The sequence below is a fragment of the Pseudomonas frederiksbergensis genome, assembly GCF_003732665.1.
Classification (GTDB): Bacteria; Pseudomonadota; Gammaproteobacteria; order Pseudomonadales; family Pseudomonadaceae; genus Aquipseudomonas; species Aquipseudomonas frederiksbergensis_G.
This window is the reverse complement of sequence record NZ_MOBP01000016.1, coordinates 109,324-125,119: the sequence shown is the minus strand read 5'-3', so window position 1 is coordinate 125,119 and position 15,796 is coordinate 109,324. Positions and strand designations below refer to the sequence as shown.

8 protein-coding genes are annotated in these 15,796 nt (G+C 60.5%); 3 read left to right on the top strand and 5 right to left on the bottom strand.

From position 1 onward, the window contains the following. Positions 1–37: 37 nt before the first annotated feature. From BK665_RS25535 to BK665_RS25520, 3 genes are all read right to left on the bottom strand, one after another. Positions 38–2,728 (bottom strand): RHS repeat-associated core domain-containing protein, encoded by a 2,691-nt coding sequence (locus BK665_RS25535; RefSeq protein WP_123409325.1) that lies wholly within the window; start codon positions 2,726–2,728, stop codon positions 38–40. Beyond that, the gene (locus BK665_RS25530; protein WP_123409324.1) at positions 2,725–7,200 is read right to left on the bottom strand and encodes a SpvB/TcaC N-terminal domain-containing protein; all 4,476 of its coding nucleotides are present in this window, start codon (positions 7,198–7,200) and stop codon (positions 2,725–2,727) included. The genes BK665_RS25535 and BK665_RS25530 overlap by 4 nt, the downstream gene beginning before the upstream one ends. A gap of 530 nt (positions 7,201–7,730) precedes the next feature. Continuing rightward, positions 7,731–9,254 carry a fumarate hydratase gene (locus BK665_RS25520; protein WP_003214142.1) on the bottom strand — a complete coding sequence of 508 codons (1,524 nt, stop codon included), beginning with the start codon at positions 9,252–9,254 and terminating at the stop codon, positions 7,731–7,733. 501 nt (positions 9,255–9,755) lie between these two features. On the opposite strand from BK665_RS25520, the gene BK665_RS25515 reads away from it, so the two are divergent. From BK665_RS25515 to BK665_RS25505, 3 genes are read left to right on the top strand one after another with little or no spacing between them, the layout of a single operon-like run. Next, positions 9,756–10,862 carry a GGDEF domain-containing protein gene (locus BK665_RS25515; protein ID WP_123409323.1) on the top strand — a complete coding sequence of 369 codons (1,107 nt, stop codon included), beginning with the start codon at positions 9,756–9,758 and terminating at the stop codon, positions 10,860–10,862. Further along, a complete protein-coding gene (locus BK665_RS25510) occupies positions 10,855–11,790 on the top strand; it encodes an iron-sulfur-binding ferredoxin reductase (protein ID WP_123409322.1) in 936 nt (311 codons plus the stop codon). The genes BK665_RS25515 and BK665_RS25510 overlap by 8 nt, the downstream gene beginning before the upstream one ends. Before the next feature lie 31 nt (positions 11,791–11,821). Beyond that, the gene (locus BK665_RS25505; RefSeq protein ID WP_123409321.1) at positions 11,822–12,571 is read left to right on the top strand and encodes an enoyl-CoA hydratase-related protein; all 750 of its coding nucleotides are present in this window, start codon (positions 11,822–11,824) and stop codon (positions 12,569–12,571) included. Positions 12,572–12,746: 175 nt separating this feature from the next. Here the strand turns inward: BK665_RS25505 and BK665_RS25500 are convergent, their stop codons facing one another. Next, on the bottom strand, positions 12,747–14,060 hold the full coding sequence (locus BK665_RS25500; protein ID WP_185076640.1) for an NHL repeat-containing protein: 1,314 nt from the start codon (positions 14,058–14,060) through the stop codon (positions 12,747–12,749). A 354-nt stretch (positions 14,061–14,414) separates the two neighbouring features. Continuing rightward, positions 14,415–15,740 (bottom strand): NHL repeat-containing protein, encoded by a 1,326-nt coding sequence (locus BK665_RS25495; RefSeq protein ID WP_123409319.1) that lies wholly within the window; start codon positions 15,738–15,740, stop codon positions 14,415–14,417. Positions 15,741–15,796: the final 56 nt, after the last annotated feature.

Below are 15,796 nucleotides of genomic sequence, written 5' to 3'. Positions count from 1 at the left end.
TCGCCCGCTGTGAAGTTGAGTGGCGTATGGATGGGGGTCACGCCATCGATACGGACCCGGTTCTCTGAGGGAACCTTATTCTGGGCTTGGGCACCGGTTTGATCGGCGTGCTGGCGATTTTCCCGGCCACGTCGGCCAATTCGGCCAAGCGCTGGTTGGCGCTCTCGGCTTCATTGAGTTGATGGCTGATATCCGCAGCCGCCTCCAGCACTTGGTCAATCGCTTCAAAGGGGTCAATGCCGGTGTTGATCACCTTTATCACTTCGCGCTTTGTCTGCGCCTTCAAACCATTTAGCTGCTCGTAGAAAACTTTCTGTAGCTGATCCGAATAGGCACCGATGAGGGCGGAGGTGTGTTTGATTTTATCGAGCAGTTCGGTGCCACCGCTGGCAAGGCTCTTGGCCCCCTCGTACATCGCGTTGGTTGTATCGGCGATTAACTGCGCACCCTCTTTGATCTCTTGTGTATGAAGTACTTGCACCATCTTCAGATCTTTTTTCAGGGTGTAGAACCGGAACGCTGGCAAGAAAATGGCGCCTACGAGCAGCCCTACGAGTGCCCCGATGCCCGTACCGGCCACCGGCACGACACTGGCCACTATCCCCGTGAAAATGGCGCCGGTGAGAGCACCTTGCTTGATGGCGTTGAGGCCGTGCCTGGTTCGAAGAAACTTCCAGAAGGTCAGGTCTTTGAGCAACTTTTCGACGTCGGCATCTTCAGGCACCAGACCATCGAACTTGGTGGCAAGTTCGTCCAGTTTGTTCGCGGCGTCGCTGGTTTTCTTCGCCACGCCGACGATATCGCCAGCGAATTTGTTCACAGACTTGAGCAGGCCTTTGCTCTCTCCCGTTTCGTCGACATACACCATCGGGCTGTTACCCACCATGGCATACAGATTCAGCCCGTCCACATCCCCCGCCGGGTCGGCGCTGACCCAACGCTGCAACCCCGCCGCGTAATACCGGACACCGTAGTAATACAGGCCGCTGTCGTCCATTTCCTTGCCCGAATAGCGCACGGTCTTGTAGCTGACTTCCAGCTGTGAAGCGGCCGTCAGCCAGGCCGTGCCGCCGAACGGGTAATAGCCTTCATGGCTGATCACCCGCGCCTGTTGATCGAGTTCCATTGCACAGGAGTCCAGGGCGTCGACGAGGCTATAGCGCAGTTGATTGGCTTCGATTCCGGCGGGTTGCCCCTGCGCCCAATGCAAGCAGCGCACCTGGCCACGGCCGCCCGGCAAGGTGATCACATGCAGTTCTTCACCGTTGTCGCGGGTGCGGATTTCCAGCCCTGGCAGGTACAGCACGTCGTGGTAATGGGCGGCCGAAGGAGTGTGGGTCTTGTGGCTTTTATAGACGCGCCGGCCCTGGCTGTAGAGGTAGGTTTCGGCGTCGTCGGGCAAACCATTGCCGTGCTCGAGCAGGGTGACTTTGCACAATTGGCCACGGGGGTTCCAGCTCAGCGGCTGGCCACGTCGCAGGGCCAGCAGGTTGCCGTTGCGGTCAAACAGTTCGTCGATGACCGGTTGCGGGTCGCCTTCCTTCCAGCGCACGCCGCGATTGCTCGACGGATCAATGAACATTTGCAGGGTATGACTGCCGCCCTCGCGTTCGTGGGACAGCCTGATCAGGTTACCGCCCGGGTCATAGTCGTAGCGTTGCGTGTAGTTGCGCTGATCATTGGGATCGCCGGGCAGCGGCCGTCCCGGCAAGTCCGACGGCGGGGCGGCGTCATGGCCGGTGGCGCTGCGCAGTTGGTATTGCGAGTCGTAGCTGAAGTCGCGGTGGCCGTCGATGCGCTGGTTGGCAAAATGGAACGGCGTGAACCCATGGTCTTCGATGCGCACCACATTGCCCATCGGGTCATAAAAATAGGCGAAGTCCTGCAGGGCTTTTTCCGGGTTTTTTTGCGCCTTCAGATGGCTCAGGCGTCCGTCGGCCGGGTCATAGCTCCAAGTGCTGAGCACGGCGTTACCCGCATGCTGTTCGATGATCTGGCCGGCGGCGTTGTACCGGGCATCGATGAGGATGTCCCGGGCCGCGCTGTCAGCGTCGATTCGCAGCTGAACCTGCTGGAGTTGCCCGGCGAGATCATGGCGAAACCGCTGTTGATGACCCCGTGCGTCGGTCTGCTCCAGCACCACTCCGAGCGGGCTGACGACTTGTCGGCTGGCATAGGCCTGGCCGTCGGCCAACGCGCGGCTGTCGCTCAACGCCTGTCCGCCCAGGCTGTAGCTGTCCACACGCAGCCTGCCCGATGGATCGAGTTGCTCGGTCAATTGGCCGCGCAGGTTGTGCCCTGGGTCGGCCGAGGCGTCGGCATAGGTGAAGCGCTCGACGTGGGGCTGGGCGTTTTCCTCGACGGCAATCACGCGCAGTTGGCCGTCATAGGTGGTTCGCCAATGATTGCCGCGGGTGTCCCAGCGCTGAAGCATTTCGCCGGCCACCCCGGCCAGGCTCAGGCGCCCGCCGGCATCGACGCTGTCGGTACTGATGACGTCGCCGGACAGGCGATACACCGTGCTCAGGTTGGGCCTGGGCGCATGGCCGTACAGGCGCGGGTCCCATTGGCCGGTCAGACGACCAGCACGGTCATGCTGCTGGCGGGTGATCAGGGCTTGCGCCGTTGCGCCGGGCGCGGTGCGCAAGTAGGCAACCTGACCAATGGGCAGGCCGCGACTGTCATTGACCGCCAACGCAGGCGTGCGCCAATGCACGGTGTTGTTCATGGCTCAAGCGTCTTGGGAGTGGTGGGCTCCGGTGGTTTGTAGGTGTCGTTGAAGTCGTGACTGGCGCGATACCAGGGATGCAAAGTCTCGAACGACTCATAGCCCTTGGCATTGATCAATTTGATCGGACGCCCGAGTGCGTCGTAGAACTGTTGGTCGTGGTAGCCGAACAGGCGAAAGGACTGGTCGCGGATATAGCCGTGGGTGTTGCAGAAGTAGGGGCGGAACACACGGGTCACGGCGCCCTTGTTGTTGTACTCGACACGTTCACTGATGCGCCAGCGCGGGTCGGCCTGTTTCTCCACAGGTTTGCCGTCCGCCAATTCCAGTTCGAGGTTTTCATCGGCACTGTAGGCCAGGCCGGGCTCGACCTTTTGTTGGGTTTGCAGTGCTCGGCCAAAACCGTCGACACAGGCCTTGGTGATCTGGATCTGCTGCAACGGATCGTCGTGGTAACGGTCGGCGACCAGCACCACGCTGTGCACCGGTTCCCGAGGCGTGACAGCGATCAGTTCCTTGAGCGCCTGTTCGGCGGCCGTGCGCGACTTGAGCCGGACCAGGCGCAGGCGGGCGTTGGCGCGAATGTGCAGGCTGGGCAGCACGTAGCCGCTGGCAACCCAGTTGGCCAGCCAGGTCGCCGTGAGTTGGGCGGTTGCAGGGAGCCGGCCCATCCAACTGAACAGGTCCTTGCGCAGGACGCTGGCGGCTTTTTGCAGCGCGGCGGGTGGGTTGTCGATGGCGGGGGTCGGCAGCAAATCGTCGGGACGGACGTATTCGCTTATCGGCCTGAAGCCGGCGCGGACCCCGTTTTCCGTACCGTAGAAGCTGACCGCCAGCGGTTGGCCGGAAGGTTCGTAAATCGCTTCCTCAATGTTGTCGTTGGCATCGATGAGGCGCAGCGGCTGCAACGCGTGGTAGTCGTACTCGGCCCGGGTGGTGCAGCCATCGGGCAAAGTCACCTCGGTGATCGCCAGGCTGTACGGGTCATAACTGGCCTGGGTGACGCCGTGGCTCAGGGTTTCGTTGTACTTGCGCACGGTGTAGAAGCTGGCCGCGTCAGCGTATTCGGCAAAACCATAGAGGGCCGACCAGAGGTTTTTCTGCTGGTCTTCGGCGGGGTCCGGTTCAAGAAACAGCGGCATGTGCACGTAGCCGATTTTCGCCAGCTCGGCGCGGATGTCGAAGGGCGCGGGCAGGGTGTTGTAGGCCTCCAGCGCGGTCTTATCCAGTTGCGCGATTTCCTGGGGCGCGGCCAGCGCTTCGAAGTCGGCCTGGCCATCGGCGCACAAGGTGCGATCAGCGGTTTTGAGGTAACGCTGCACGACTTGCCGGGTCAGTTCGCGGGCATTGTTCCACGGGGCGCTGGCCTGATGGGCAAGCAGTAACTCGTAGTTGATTTGCTCTGGGTTGAGCCCGGTGGGCAACGATCCCTTGGGCAGTTTCAAGGCATTGCCGCGCTGGCGATAGGGCAGCCCCAGGCGCCAGCCTTGTGGATCGGTCAGGTGAATGAACTCGGCGCGGGTTTCGCTCAGGTAGTAAGACTGCTGCGCCGGGTCATGGGCGTCGCGCCACCAGGTTTGTTCGTCCGGGTCATCGAAGGGGGGCGCGTCGAGTTCGGTCTTGCGCCGGGCGTAGTGGACGGTGAGGGCATGGGTCGGCTGGCCAAAGGCGTCCAGGCTCAGGGTGATGTCGTGCCGGCACAGCGGGTCATCGATAAAGCGCTCGTACTGGTAGCTGAGTTTTTCCAGTGACGAGGGCAGCAGCACGGCATAAGGCGAGTGCTCATCGATGGCACGTAACTCACGAACCTTGTAGCGATACTCCTCCACCTGAAAGGGCCGGTCGTCGTCTAGCCCATAGACTTCCATGCGCATCACGGCGCCGGCGAGGGCACGGGCGATTTCGCGGGAGGTGGCTTCGTCCGCAGTGATCGGTTCATCGACCCCATCGTTGGCGTGATAGCGACAGAACAACGTATTGTCCAGGGGCCAGGCGTCGTCATCACGGCCGAAATAACCTTCTCGCGGCATGTCCACGCTGCGACCCGTATGGAACCAGGTGCAGATCAGCGCCGGCGCCGTGAAGCCGATGTCGTCCTCGGCCTGCACGACTTCGCTGTCGGTCTGGCGCACCAGGCCGAAGCCGCGCAACTCACGCTCGAAACCATCGTAGTAACCGTGACTGTAGGTGAGGGTTTGGGTGAGGACGTTGCCGGTGATCTCGTCCTTTTGCTGCTGTTTACTGACGACTTGAACCGGGAACGGCAGGTACGACACCGCAAACATTTTGCGCTGGAGTAACTGCCGTTTTTCATCCAGCCATTCCTGCGCCGAACTGCGATACACCACTTGGGTTGCAAGGCCCATATTGTTGTTGCTGGCACTGAGCAGGTAGGGGCGGGCATCGACAAAATCATAGCGCCAATGCCGTGGTTTCATGTGCGGCACGCTCAGGATCAAACTGCTGCAACCCAGGCCTTGAAGGTCAGCGAGGGTCACCTGGCAATGGTTGTCGTAGCGCACACCTTCGGGCCATGACACTTGCACCGGGGTTTGCTCCAGGCCATTGCCGCCACGGTTGAAGTAGAGGTCGAAACCGGTGGATTTCAGGTAAATCAGCGCCGGTGCCCCGGAGCCGTCGAGGTCGGCAATGCGCACCCGCGCAGCATCGAATTCGTTGTAGCTGAAGGGCAGGGCGCTCATCACGAAACCCTGGCCGAAGCGGCCGTGACCCAGGTTGGGCCAGCATTTGATTTCATTGTGGCGAATGCGGCACAACTCGCTCATGTCACTGCCCAGCATGTTGCCCAGGAACACCAGTTCAGTGGGCACATCGCTGAACAGCGGCAAGCGGTCGTCGTCCGGTGTGTGGGGCACGTCCTCGGCCTTGGCGAAACCGTCGGCGCGGCGGTTGGCGTACAGGCGCACGCTTTTGGGACCGATCAACGCGAGGGAGCTGAGGCCGTCGCCGCTCAAGTCACCCAGTTGCGCCAGGGTGTTGAAGTACTCCACCGGGAACGCGCTGAACGGGATGAAGCCTGACCAGGTGCGATCCGGGTTCAGGGTGTGGAAGCCGCTCATGCCGGGTTGGGCGACAATCCAGTCCAGGCGCCCGTCGCCGGTCAGGTCGGTGAGGGTCTGTTGCACCGGTTTGCGGCTGTCGGCGCGGGGGATCTGACTCAGTTCGGTCCACGGACCATAGCTGATCTCATCGCCACCGGACTCGGCGCGCAACGGCTCGCGGTAGAACCAGCCCTGGTCGTAGCGGCACAGAAAACCCGGCAGGCCCTCGCCGAACAGGTCGACGCATTGATAGCGTTGCCCGTCTTCCAGGCCAGGCATGTTTTCCTGGGGCAACAAGGGCGCCGGTTGGGTATTGAGCTCGAACCCGGAGTAGTCAAACTCCAGGGGCGGGCGGTTTTCCACCGCGCCGCTGGCGTCGTAGGCCTGATAGTGCGCGGCCGCCAGTTGGTTGTAGCCCAGCGGGGTGGGGCGGTATTCCAGTAGCAGCCGTCGCACCAGTACCGGGTTCGCCCCCAATTCCTGCGGGAAGTGATGGAACATCAACACCTGATGACACAGGCGCCGGGTGCCCACTTCAAAGCCGTTGCCGTAGCTGTGGAACGGATCGCTGCGGATTGGCCACGAGTTCAAGGGCTCGTAGGTCGGTTGCTGTTCCCGGTCCAGGGTGCGTTCACCGTAGTCGAACAGCAGATGGAAATGCCACGCCGGCGCGGATGGCGGCTCGATCAAGCCATACAAATGGCTGCTGGCCTTGGCGTTGCCATACAGCACCTTTTGCAAGTAGCGCTGGGCCCGGTAGTCGTGGGGCGCTGGCGTTGCCTCTTCGACTTTGTATTCGTAGCCGATGTGCTCGCCATGGGCATTGAGGCTTTCCTGCAATAGCCAGGACGCCACGCGCGACGGATCGCTGGGGTCGGCCACGCGGGCGGTATCGGTTTTGCCGAACAGGTGCAGGCTGCCGTCGATGCCGTGCACCAGCCAGAAGCCTTGCGGGTCGGCATCGGCGTGCCAGAACTCGATCAACTCGAAGGTGCTTTCGACCCGGGGGATATAACGCACCACGGCGTGGGACCCCACGGGCTCGCCACGGTAGTGGGTTTCGTTCCTGGAGATGATTTGCCCTTTGGCATCCCGTTCGGGGCGCCACTGCTGGCCGTTGTGGCCGATCATCACGTCGTCATCGAGGTAACGCGGCACGCCCTTGTTGGTCTGGCGGGAAATGGCGCCGCTGTGCAACCCCCAGCCGATCCCGAACGGACCGTTACCGGCCTGGCTGTCATAGCTCAAGGTCAGGGCGGGATCGAAACCGCGCCCGGGCGACAGCGGCAGGGGCAACTCGAACGAAGCGCTGCCGGTGAAGCCGATCGAACCACTTTTGCCCACCATGGCAATCGAGGCGGTACGGGCAATGGAGGGCGTGGTGATGCTCAGTGCGGTGTGGTCTTCCATGCGGCGCATCCTGTTTCGGCCCAGGGCCGGTGCTCGGCGAAGGGTTGGGCGGTGGATCAACGCTATCAAGATGAAGGGGCGGCGTAACCTGTCAGATCTGACAGGTGGGGTGGGGTTTTTAGAATGATTGGGTTGCAAGGTGTGGCTATTTATAGCGATTGCCGAAAACCACACTTCCCCTGTGGGAGCGGGCTTGCTCGCGAAAGCGGTGTGTCATTCAGCATTGAGGTTGGCTGACAGGGCCCCTTCGCGAGCAAGCCCGCTCCCACAGTTGAGCTGTATTGTTCACATTTTCATGTCCCACTCCAATCCCCCTGTGGGAGCGGGCTTGCTCGCGAAAGCGGTGTGTCATTCAGCATTGATGTTGGCTGACAGGGCCTCTTCGCGAGCAAGCCCGCTCCCACAGTTGATGTGTGTTGTTCACAATTTTCAGGCCCAACTCCAATTCCTCTGTGGTGTTGGGGAATGGGCAAAAAAAAAGGCCGGGTCATCTGGGGAGATGGCCCGGCCGTTTTTGGAGGTGTTGGTGCTTACTGCACTTCTACCGCCAGGCTTTCACTGATCTTTTTCTGCCAGATGGCAGGACCGGTGATGTGCACCGATTCACCTTTGCTATCAACCGCAACGGTCACCGGCATGTCTTTGACGTCGAACTCGTAGATGGCTTCCATCCCCAGTTCGGCGAAGGCCACGACGCGGGATTTCTTGATCGCTTGCGCCACCAGGTAAGCCGCGCCGCCGACGGCCATCAGGTAAACGGCTTTGTGGTCCTTGATCGCTTCGATCGCGGTCGGGCCGCGCTCGGATTTGCCGATCATGCCCAGCAGGCCGGTTTGCTCGAGGATCTGACGGGTGAACTTGTCCATCCGCGTCGCGGTGGTCGGACCGGCAGGGCCAACCACTTCTTCGCGCACCGGATCAACCGGGCCGACGTAGTAGATGAAGCGACCTTTGAGGTCCACCGGCAGGGTTTCGCCCTTGTTCAGCATCTCGACCATGCGCTTGTGCGCGGCGTCGCGACCGGTGAGCATCTTGCCGTTCAGCAACACGGTTTCGCCCGGCTTCCAGCTCTGCACGTCTTCCGGGGTCAGGGTGTCGAGGTTGACGCGACGGGCCGACGGGCCGGCCTCCCAGACGATTTCCGGGTAGGCGTCCAGCGGTGGCGCTTCCAGCGAGGCCGGGCCGGAACCGTCGAGCACGAAGTGGGCGTGACGGGTGGCGGCGCAGTTCGGGATCATGCACACCGGCAACGAAGCAGCGTGGGTCGGGTAATCCATGATCTTCACGTCGAGCACGGTGGTCAGGCCACCCAGGCCCTGGGCGCCGATGCCCAGTTGGTTGACCTTCTCGAACAGCTCCAGGCGCATCTCTTCGATACGGTTGGACGGGCCGCGCTTCTTCAGTTCGTGGATGTCGATGGATTCCATCAACACTTCCTTGGCCATGACGGCGGCTTTCTCGGCGGTGCCGCCGATGCCGATGCCGAGCATGCCCGGTGGGCACCAGCCGGCGCCCATGGTCGGAACGGTCTTCAATACCCAGTCGACGATCGAGTCGGACGGGTTGAGCATGGCCATTTTCGACTTGTTCTCGGAGCCGCCGCCCTTGGCCGCTACGTCCACTTCCACGGTGTTACCGGGGACGATGGAGTAGTGGATAACAGCCGGGGTGTTGTCCTTGGTATTTTTCCGAGCGCCCGCCGGGTCGGCGAGGATCGAGGCACGCAGGACGTTTTCCGGCAGGTTGTAAGCCTGGCGCACGCCTTGGTTGATCATGTCGTCCAGGCTCATGGTGGCGCCATCCCAACGCACGTCCATACCCACGCGGACAAACACGGTCACGATGCCGGTGTCTTGGCAGATCGGACGGTGGCCGGTGGCGCACATGCGCGAGTTGATCAGGATTTGCGCCATCGAATCACGGGCCGCTGGCGATTCTTCGCGCAGGTAGGCTTCGTGCATCGCCTGGATGAAATCAACGGGGTGGTAATAAGAAATGAACTGCAGGGCGTCGGCAACGCTCTGAATCAGGTCGTCTTGCTTGATCACGGTCATGAGTCGCGCTCCTCTAAAAGACGGGAACATTCAATAGCTCTTCGAGCCAGCTTCAAGCGTTGAGCTGCAAGCGACAAGTGAGAGCAGTATGTGTACTGCTTTGGACTTGCCGCTTTAAGCTTGCAACTTGAAGCTGACTCGAAGAGTCGTGGCACGCCGGGGCTGCTGGCGCGACGCTAAAAAGGCGCGGCAGTATAACGCGGCTCGGTGGCGGGTACACATTGGCTTTTGGTCGGAGCTGACCTGTGGCGAGGGAGCTTGCTCCCGCTGGAGTGCGAAGCGCTCCCGATTTTTTGGGGCCGCTTCGCAGCCCAGCGGGAGCAAGCTCCCTCGCCACAGAAGCGGTTATGCCCATAAACATGAGTCAAGCGGGCCATGCTTTTGACGCCAGTTTTCTGCCCTGAAAATTGAATGGTCATTTATCGGTCGCGCCACTAAAGTGGCAATCGGCCTGTAGAGTAGGACGCTCTTTCAGCCACTTCTTCCTTGGTGAGTCAACGATTGACCCATAACGCCATCCAGCGCCTGTTGCTTAAACGTTTTGCCCTCGCGGCCGGCACCTATGCCCTGGCATTGCTGCTGCTGTGGCTGGCGTTTTTCACCGGTCACTACGCGGCGCCCCTGGCCAGCGTGGCGATTGGCAGTGCGTTGGTGGTCATCACTCAAGCGGCGCTGTTCGCGGTGTTCTACAGCGGCTGCAACCTGCGCTTCGCCGACCCGAGCCTGACCGAAGTCCAGGTATTGCTGGGCCTGGGCTGGCAAACCTGGCTGATCTTTCACCTGGACGAAGCCCGTGGCGCGTTCCTGGTGTTCTATATCCTGATTTTGCTGTTCGGCCTGTTCCACCTCTCGCGCCGGGCCTTTGTGCGGTGTGCGCTGCTGGTGTTCTTCAGCTTCAGCGCGATCACGCTGTGGGAGGGCTACCACTTCCAGTTGGCCGACCCGGCCCTGGCGCTGTTGCAAGTGTGCGTGCTGTTTATCGTGCTGGTGTGGCTGGTGCTCTACGCCCGTTACGTCCAGGCCTCGCGCCAACTCATGCGCCAACGCCGCTTCGCCTTGCAGGCGCATCAAGACACTCTGCGCGGGATGATGCGCCAGCTCGAAGACCTGGTGGCCACCGACGAACTCACCGGGCTGTTCAATCGCCGCCACTTCCTGCGCCTGGCCTCCCGCGAGCTCAACGCCATGGACGCTGGCGTGGTCCACGGTCTGGCGCTGATCGACCTCGACCACTTCAAACGCATCAACGACGTACACGGCCACGCCGCCGGCGATCAGGTGCTGCAAGCCTTCGCCGGGGTAGCCACGGCGTGCCTGCGCGACGGTGATGTGCTGGCCCGATACGGTGGCGAAGAATTCGTGGTGTTGCTGCCCGATTGCGATGCCGAACGCCTGACCTCGTGCTGTGAGCGCCTGCGCATCGCCTTCACGGATGTCGAGCTGTTCGGCCTGAGCGTGAGCAACCTCAGCCTGAGCGCCGGCATGACCTTGCTGGAACTGGGCGACGACCTCGACGACGCCTTGCAACGGGCCGACCAGGCGCTGTACCGCGCCAAGCGTGACGGCCGCAATCGGTGCGCGGCGGCGTGGGAGAACGTCGATGCCTGAGTTGCGCGTTGGCGAACGCCATTGGTCGGTGGCGGCGGGCAGCAACCTGCTCGATGCCCTGAATCAAAACGGCGTGTCGGTGCCTTACAGCTGCCGCGCCGGCAGTTGCCATGCGTGCCTCGTTCAATGCGTGCAAGGGTTGCCCAGCGACAGCCGTCCCGATGCCTTGAGCGCCGAACAGCGTCAGCAAGGCTGGCGCCTGGCCTGTCAGTGTGCGGTGGTCGAGGACTTGCAGGTGCACACCTTCGACCCGCTACAGGACGGTCGCCCGGCCGAAGTCGCCGCCGTCGATTGGCTCAGCGCCCATGTCTTGCGCTTGCGCCTGATCACACAACGCCCATTGCGCTACAGCGCCGGTCAGCACTTGGTGTTGTGGGCCGGCAACGTGGCGCGGCCGTATTCCCTGGCCAGCCTGCCGGAAGAAGATCGTTTTCTGGAATTCCACCTCGATTGCCGCCAGCCCGGGGAATTCAGCGACACAGCGCGCCAATTGCAGATCGGTGACACCCTGCGCCTCGGCGAACTGCGCGGCGGCGCCCTGCATTACGACGCGGACTGGCATACCCGACCGCTGTGGCTGTTGGCCGCCGGCACCGGTTTGGGGCCATTGTTCGGTGTGTTGCGCGAGGCGTTGCGCCAGGATCACCAGGGCGCCATCCGCGTCATTCACCTGGCCCATGACGCCGACGAGCACTACCTGGCCAAACCCCTGCAAGCCATGGCCGCCGGCCGCGAAAACCTCACGGTCGAACTCTGGACCCCGGCCGAGTTGCCCCAGGCGTTGGCGCAACTGCGGCTTGTCTCCCGGCAAACCCTGGCCTTACTCTGCGGTGGCCCCGACAGCGTCGACGCCTTTGCCCGGCGCTTGTACCTGGCGGGACTGCCGCGTAATCAACTGCTGGCCGACGTATTCCTGCCCCGTGGTTGAGCGCTGATCGTATAACGACGCGAGACCCGCCATGACCGATGCCATCCAGATTGAACGCGAACGCGGTCTGCTGACCCTGCGCCTCAACCGCCCCGACAAGAAAAACGCCCTGACCCGCGCCATGTACGCGCAACTGGCCAAGGCCCTGAGCGATGCCGACCAAGATCCTGAAATCAATGCCGTGTTGATCACCGGGTCCGCCGACTGCTTCACCGCCGGCAACGACATCGCCGACTTCCTCCAGCAACCACCGAGCAGCCTCGACAGCCCTGTTTTCCACTTCATGCTCAGCCTGCTCGACTGCCGCAAACCGGTGATCGCCGCCGTGGCCGGGGCAGCGGTGGGGATTGGCACCACGTTGTTGCTGCATTGCGATCTGGTCTACATCAGCCGCGATGCACGATTGCGCATGCCGTTCGTCAACCTCGGGTTATGCCCGGAATTCGGCTCCAGCCTGATCCTCCCGCGTTTGCTCGGCCACGCCAAAGCGGCGGAATTGTTGCTGCTGGGCGAAGGTTTCAGTGGTGAGCAAGCGGCGGCGTGGGGCATTGCCACCGAGGCGTTGGGCAGCGGCGAAGCGGCGTTGGCCAAGGCGCGGGAGATGGCGTTGAAGTTTGAAACGCTGCCCACCGAGGCCGTGCGTATCAGCAAACAATTGATGAAAGCACCGGACCGGGAATTGGTTCGTAAGGTGATCGAAGAAGAGGGAGCGCTGTTCACTCAGCGGCTGCGTTCGCCGGAAGCGCTGGCGGCGTTGTCGGGGTTTATCAATCGGCGTTGAGTCTTGTGGTGATTGCGCGGGCCTCTTCGCGAGCAAGCCCGCTCCCACATCCCTGTAGGAGCGAGCCTGCCCGCGAAGGCGTCAGCCCAAACAGCACTTGTCCTGGATCAAAAGCAAAAAGCCCCGTCATTCACATGGCGGGGCTTTTGTTTTTCAGGCGTCAGTCAACGGTGATTCAGTCAATCAATCCACAATACAGTTGGGCCTGGTACATGAAATAGATCCGATTGCCATGAAACTGCGCAGGAGCTGAGTACCATCTGTAATGAACGACGGGATAGTGTGTGGCCGCGTGACCCTTAGCGAATTTTTTGTCAGGTATCCCGTCGCTCAAGACACGAGTGAAGGTGAATTGCTGATCCGTCGAAAACCCTATGAGCATAATCTTGGCTTCGGGCTGGACAACCATCGCGGCTGACCAGACCGAGTCGGCGCCGTCGATGATGGCGGCCAACGGTTGACCTCTGTTGAACTGAATATTCGGTGAGCCGTCAGGTTCAAAACTCATCAGCAGGGCTTCATTTTTTCTGGAACTGTCATTGCTGCCAATCGTGCCACACACCAACAAGCGCTTGTTGGGTTGCACGGCAATGCCATAAAACTGGTTGAAGGCAGTTGGATTATTTTTCGGGAATAACAGGACGCCTTTATCGGCAAAGCCCTGGTCCGGCACACCTTTGCCAGTGAATTTAAGCAGTATTGCGCTCGTCCGGTAGCCGTTGTCATTATCGCCATAGCCGCACACCGCAATTTTGCCGTCTTCTGCTGCAATGACGCTGTGGTATCTCACCCATAGAAGCGGATCATTGGCGATCTGTGCATACCCGGCATCACCAAACCCGCTATCGAGTTTGCCATTGGGCCTGACACACACCAGCCCGTAGACGACGGGCAACGACAGGGTGAACTCCATAAGCATCACGATTCTGCCGTCATCCAGGACGCACATGTTCCTGCCCCCGAACCAGTCGGGTAAGTTCCGAGTTTCTCTATGGCGTGGGAGATGCCGGACGGTTGCTTGTGCGTTTGAGAGATAGGGGCGGTCTATCTGGACTGTGCCATTGATGCCGAAGCTGTGGTCCAGGGAGCCATCGGCATTTAAACGAGCCATGCCGTGGTCGCTCAGAGGGTCCGCTCGATAGTTGATGCCACCCAGTAGAATTTTGCCGTCGGGTAACACGATGATGTTTTGAGCGCCGGATTCGCTGTGCGGGTTCTTGTCGTAGTCGTAAACGCCCATGGCGAACCCGTTCACCCCAAAGCTTTTGTCGAGTTCACCGTCTGGTTTCAGGCGTAAACAGGCGTACAGCAGTTCACCTCCCCTTTGTGTCGCTTGACCACAAATCAACAAATTACCCTGGGCGTCGACTGCCATGTTTTCTTGATAAAAGGCCCCTCCCTCAGGCCATGGGAGTGAGAGTTGTCCGCTATCGCCGAAGGTCGGATCAAGCTTGCCAAGTGTGCTGGGAAAGTGAATGGGGGCGCTCATGAGTGTTCTCCTTAGCCGGGTGAGAAAGGGCATGCTCGCTTGAAAAAACAGCGCGAAATAGCTGTTAGAAATAACAGTTCCGACGAGTGGTAAAGCTCCCTCTGGAAGTCATCTGAGGGTTGGAAAGCCTCTCAGTGATGTCTTGTGGTGATTGGGCGGGCCTCTTCGCGGGCAAGCCTCGCTCCTACAGGGTTTTGTGTCTGACACAAAATGTGCACAAAACCCCGTAGGAGCGAGGCTTGCCCGCGAAGGCGTCAGCCCAGACACCACATCCCCCGGACCAGAAAGCAAAAAGCCCCGCCATTCACAGGGCAGGGCTTTATTTTTCAACGTGTCATTCCTCCAGCCAAAACGTCAGGCGTGGTAGCGCAATATCACGCCTTGAGCAGGGGTTCTGGCACACACCACAATTTTTCCATCCTCCTGCAACGTCAATCCCGTGGCGAAGTGCGTACCACTTGCCAGATGTGTGCGCACCCAGCCCTGGCCGTCATTGAAGTCTGAATCAAACCTGGCATCAATAAATCGGGCCACAACAATATCGACCTCACCATTAGGCTGACCTACGCCTCCCGCCACGACGATTCTTCCGTTTTTCTGCAGGGCTGCACCTTCCCAGCGGGTCACGGCGTTGGGCTCGAGTTCGGTGTAGAAGACTTCGCCTCTGTTGAACTGAATGTTAGGGCTGCCATCGTGTTCGATGCTGCTCATCAGGCCTTTGACGGGGGGCACGTAGGTATTGCCGATCCCCAAAATCCGCTGGTTGGGTTGCTGGAGCATCCTTTCGATCGCGGACTGTTGAGCGCCGTAAATGGTGACGAAACCGCTTTCGCCGCCGAAGGACAGGTCTGGTAAGCCCGTAGAGTCGTAGCGCACGAACATCATTGCAGGAGGATGCGTGCCGCCGTTCACATTCCCACACCCCAGATACTTGCCATCGGCCTGTACCATGAGATTTCTCAATACGGTGCTGTGAAGTAGATAGTCAGGGTGGATAACGGCGATGTAACCGATTTGGTTGAACGTGGTATCCAGCGCTCCATCCTGTGTGAGCCGAATAATAAGGCCATGACCTTGCCGAAGATTAAATGAGTGATGCTTGAAGGCCAGTATTTTTCCGTCTGGCAATATGACCACGCCTTGAGCCCCTGCGGCGTTGTCGCTGGCCGATGATGACCATCGGTCATGGTCGGTGCCAAGTGGCGCTGCGGCGGTTGAAGTCACTTGCGCAGGTGGTGACAGATCAATAATTAGTAAGCAATGGCCATCGGTGCCGAAGCGTGTATCCAGTTTTCCATCGGCGTTATAGCGGGCCAAAAACGGCGCGTTTAGATATTCCATACCGGTAGCATTGCCAAACAGCACGAGGCTGCCGTCTGCCTGGAACGCGGATGAGTGAACACTCATCAGACTGGCGCCGGGAGGCAGCCCGATGGTCAGGCCTGCTGTACCGAACGTAGTGTCGACCTTGCCATCGTCATTCAATCGGCCAAGAAAATAAACGGAGCGGGGCCCGACACCTCCTTCACCGGTGCCTGCGAAGTAGGTTTTCTTGTCAGGACCGATGCCCACACTTGTGATGTAGGACGAAGGGTAGCCAGGGATGCTGATTGAAACGATCCCGTTGGTCCCGAATTCTTGATCAAGCGTTCCGGCGTTATCGAGTGTACGAGTCTTCATCGCTGTGCTCCTGGGGCTGGTACTCGGCGTACCCCGAATGGAAGGTGGCAATTAAT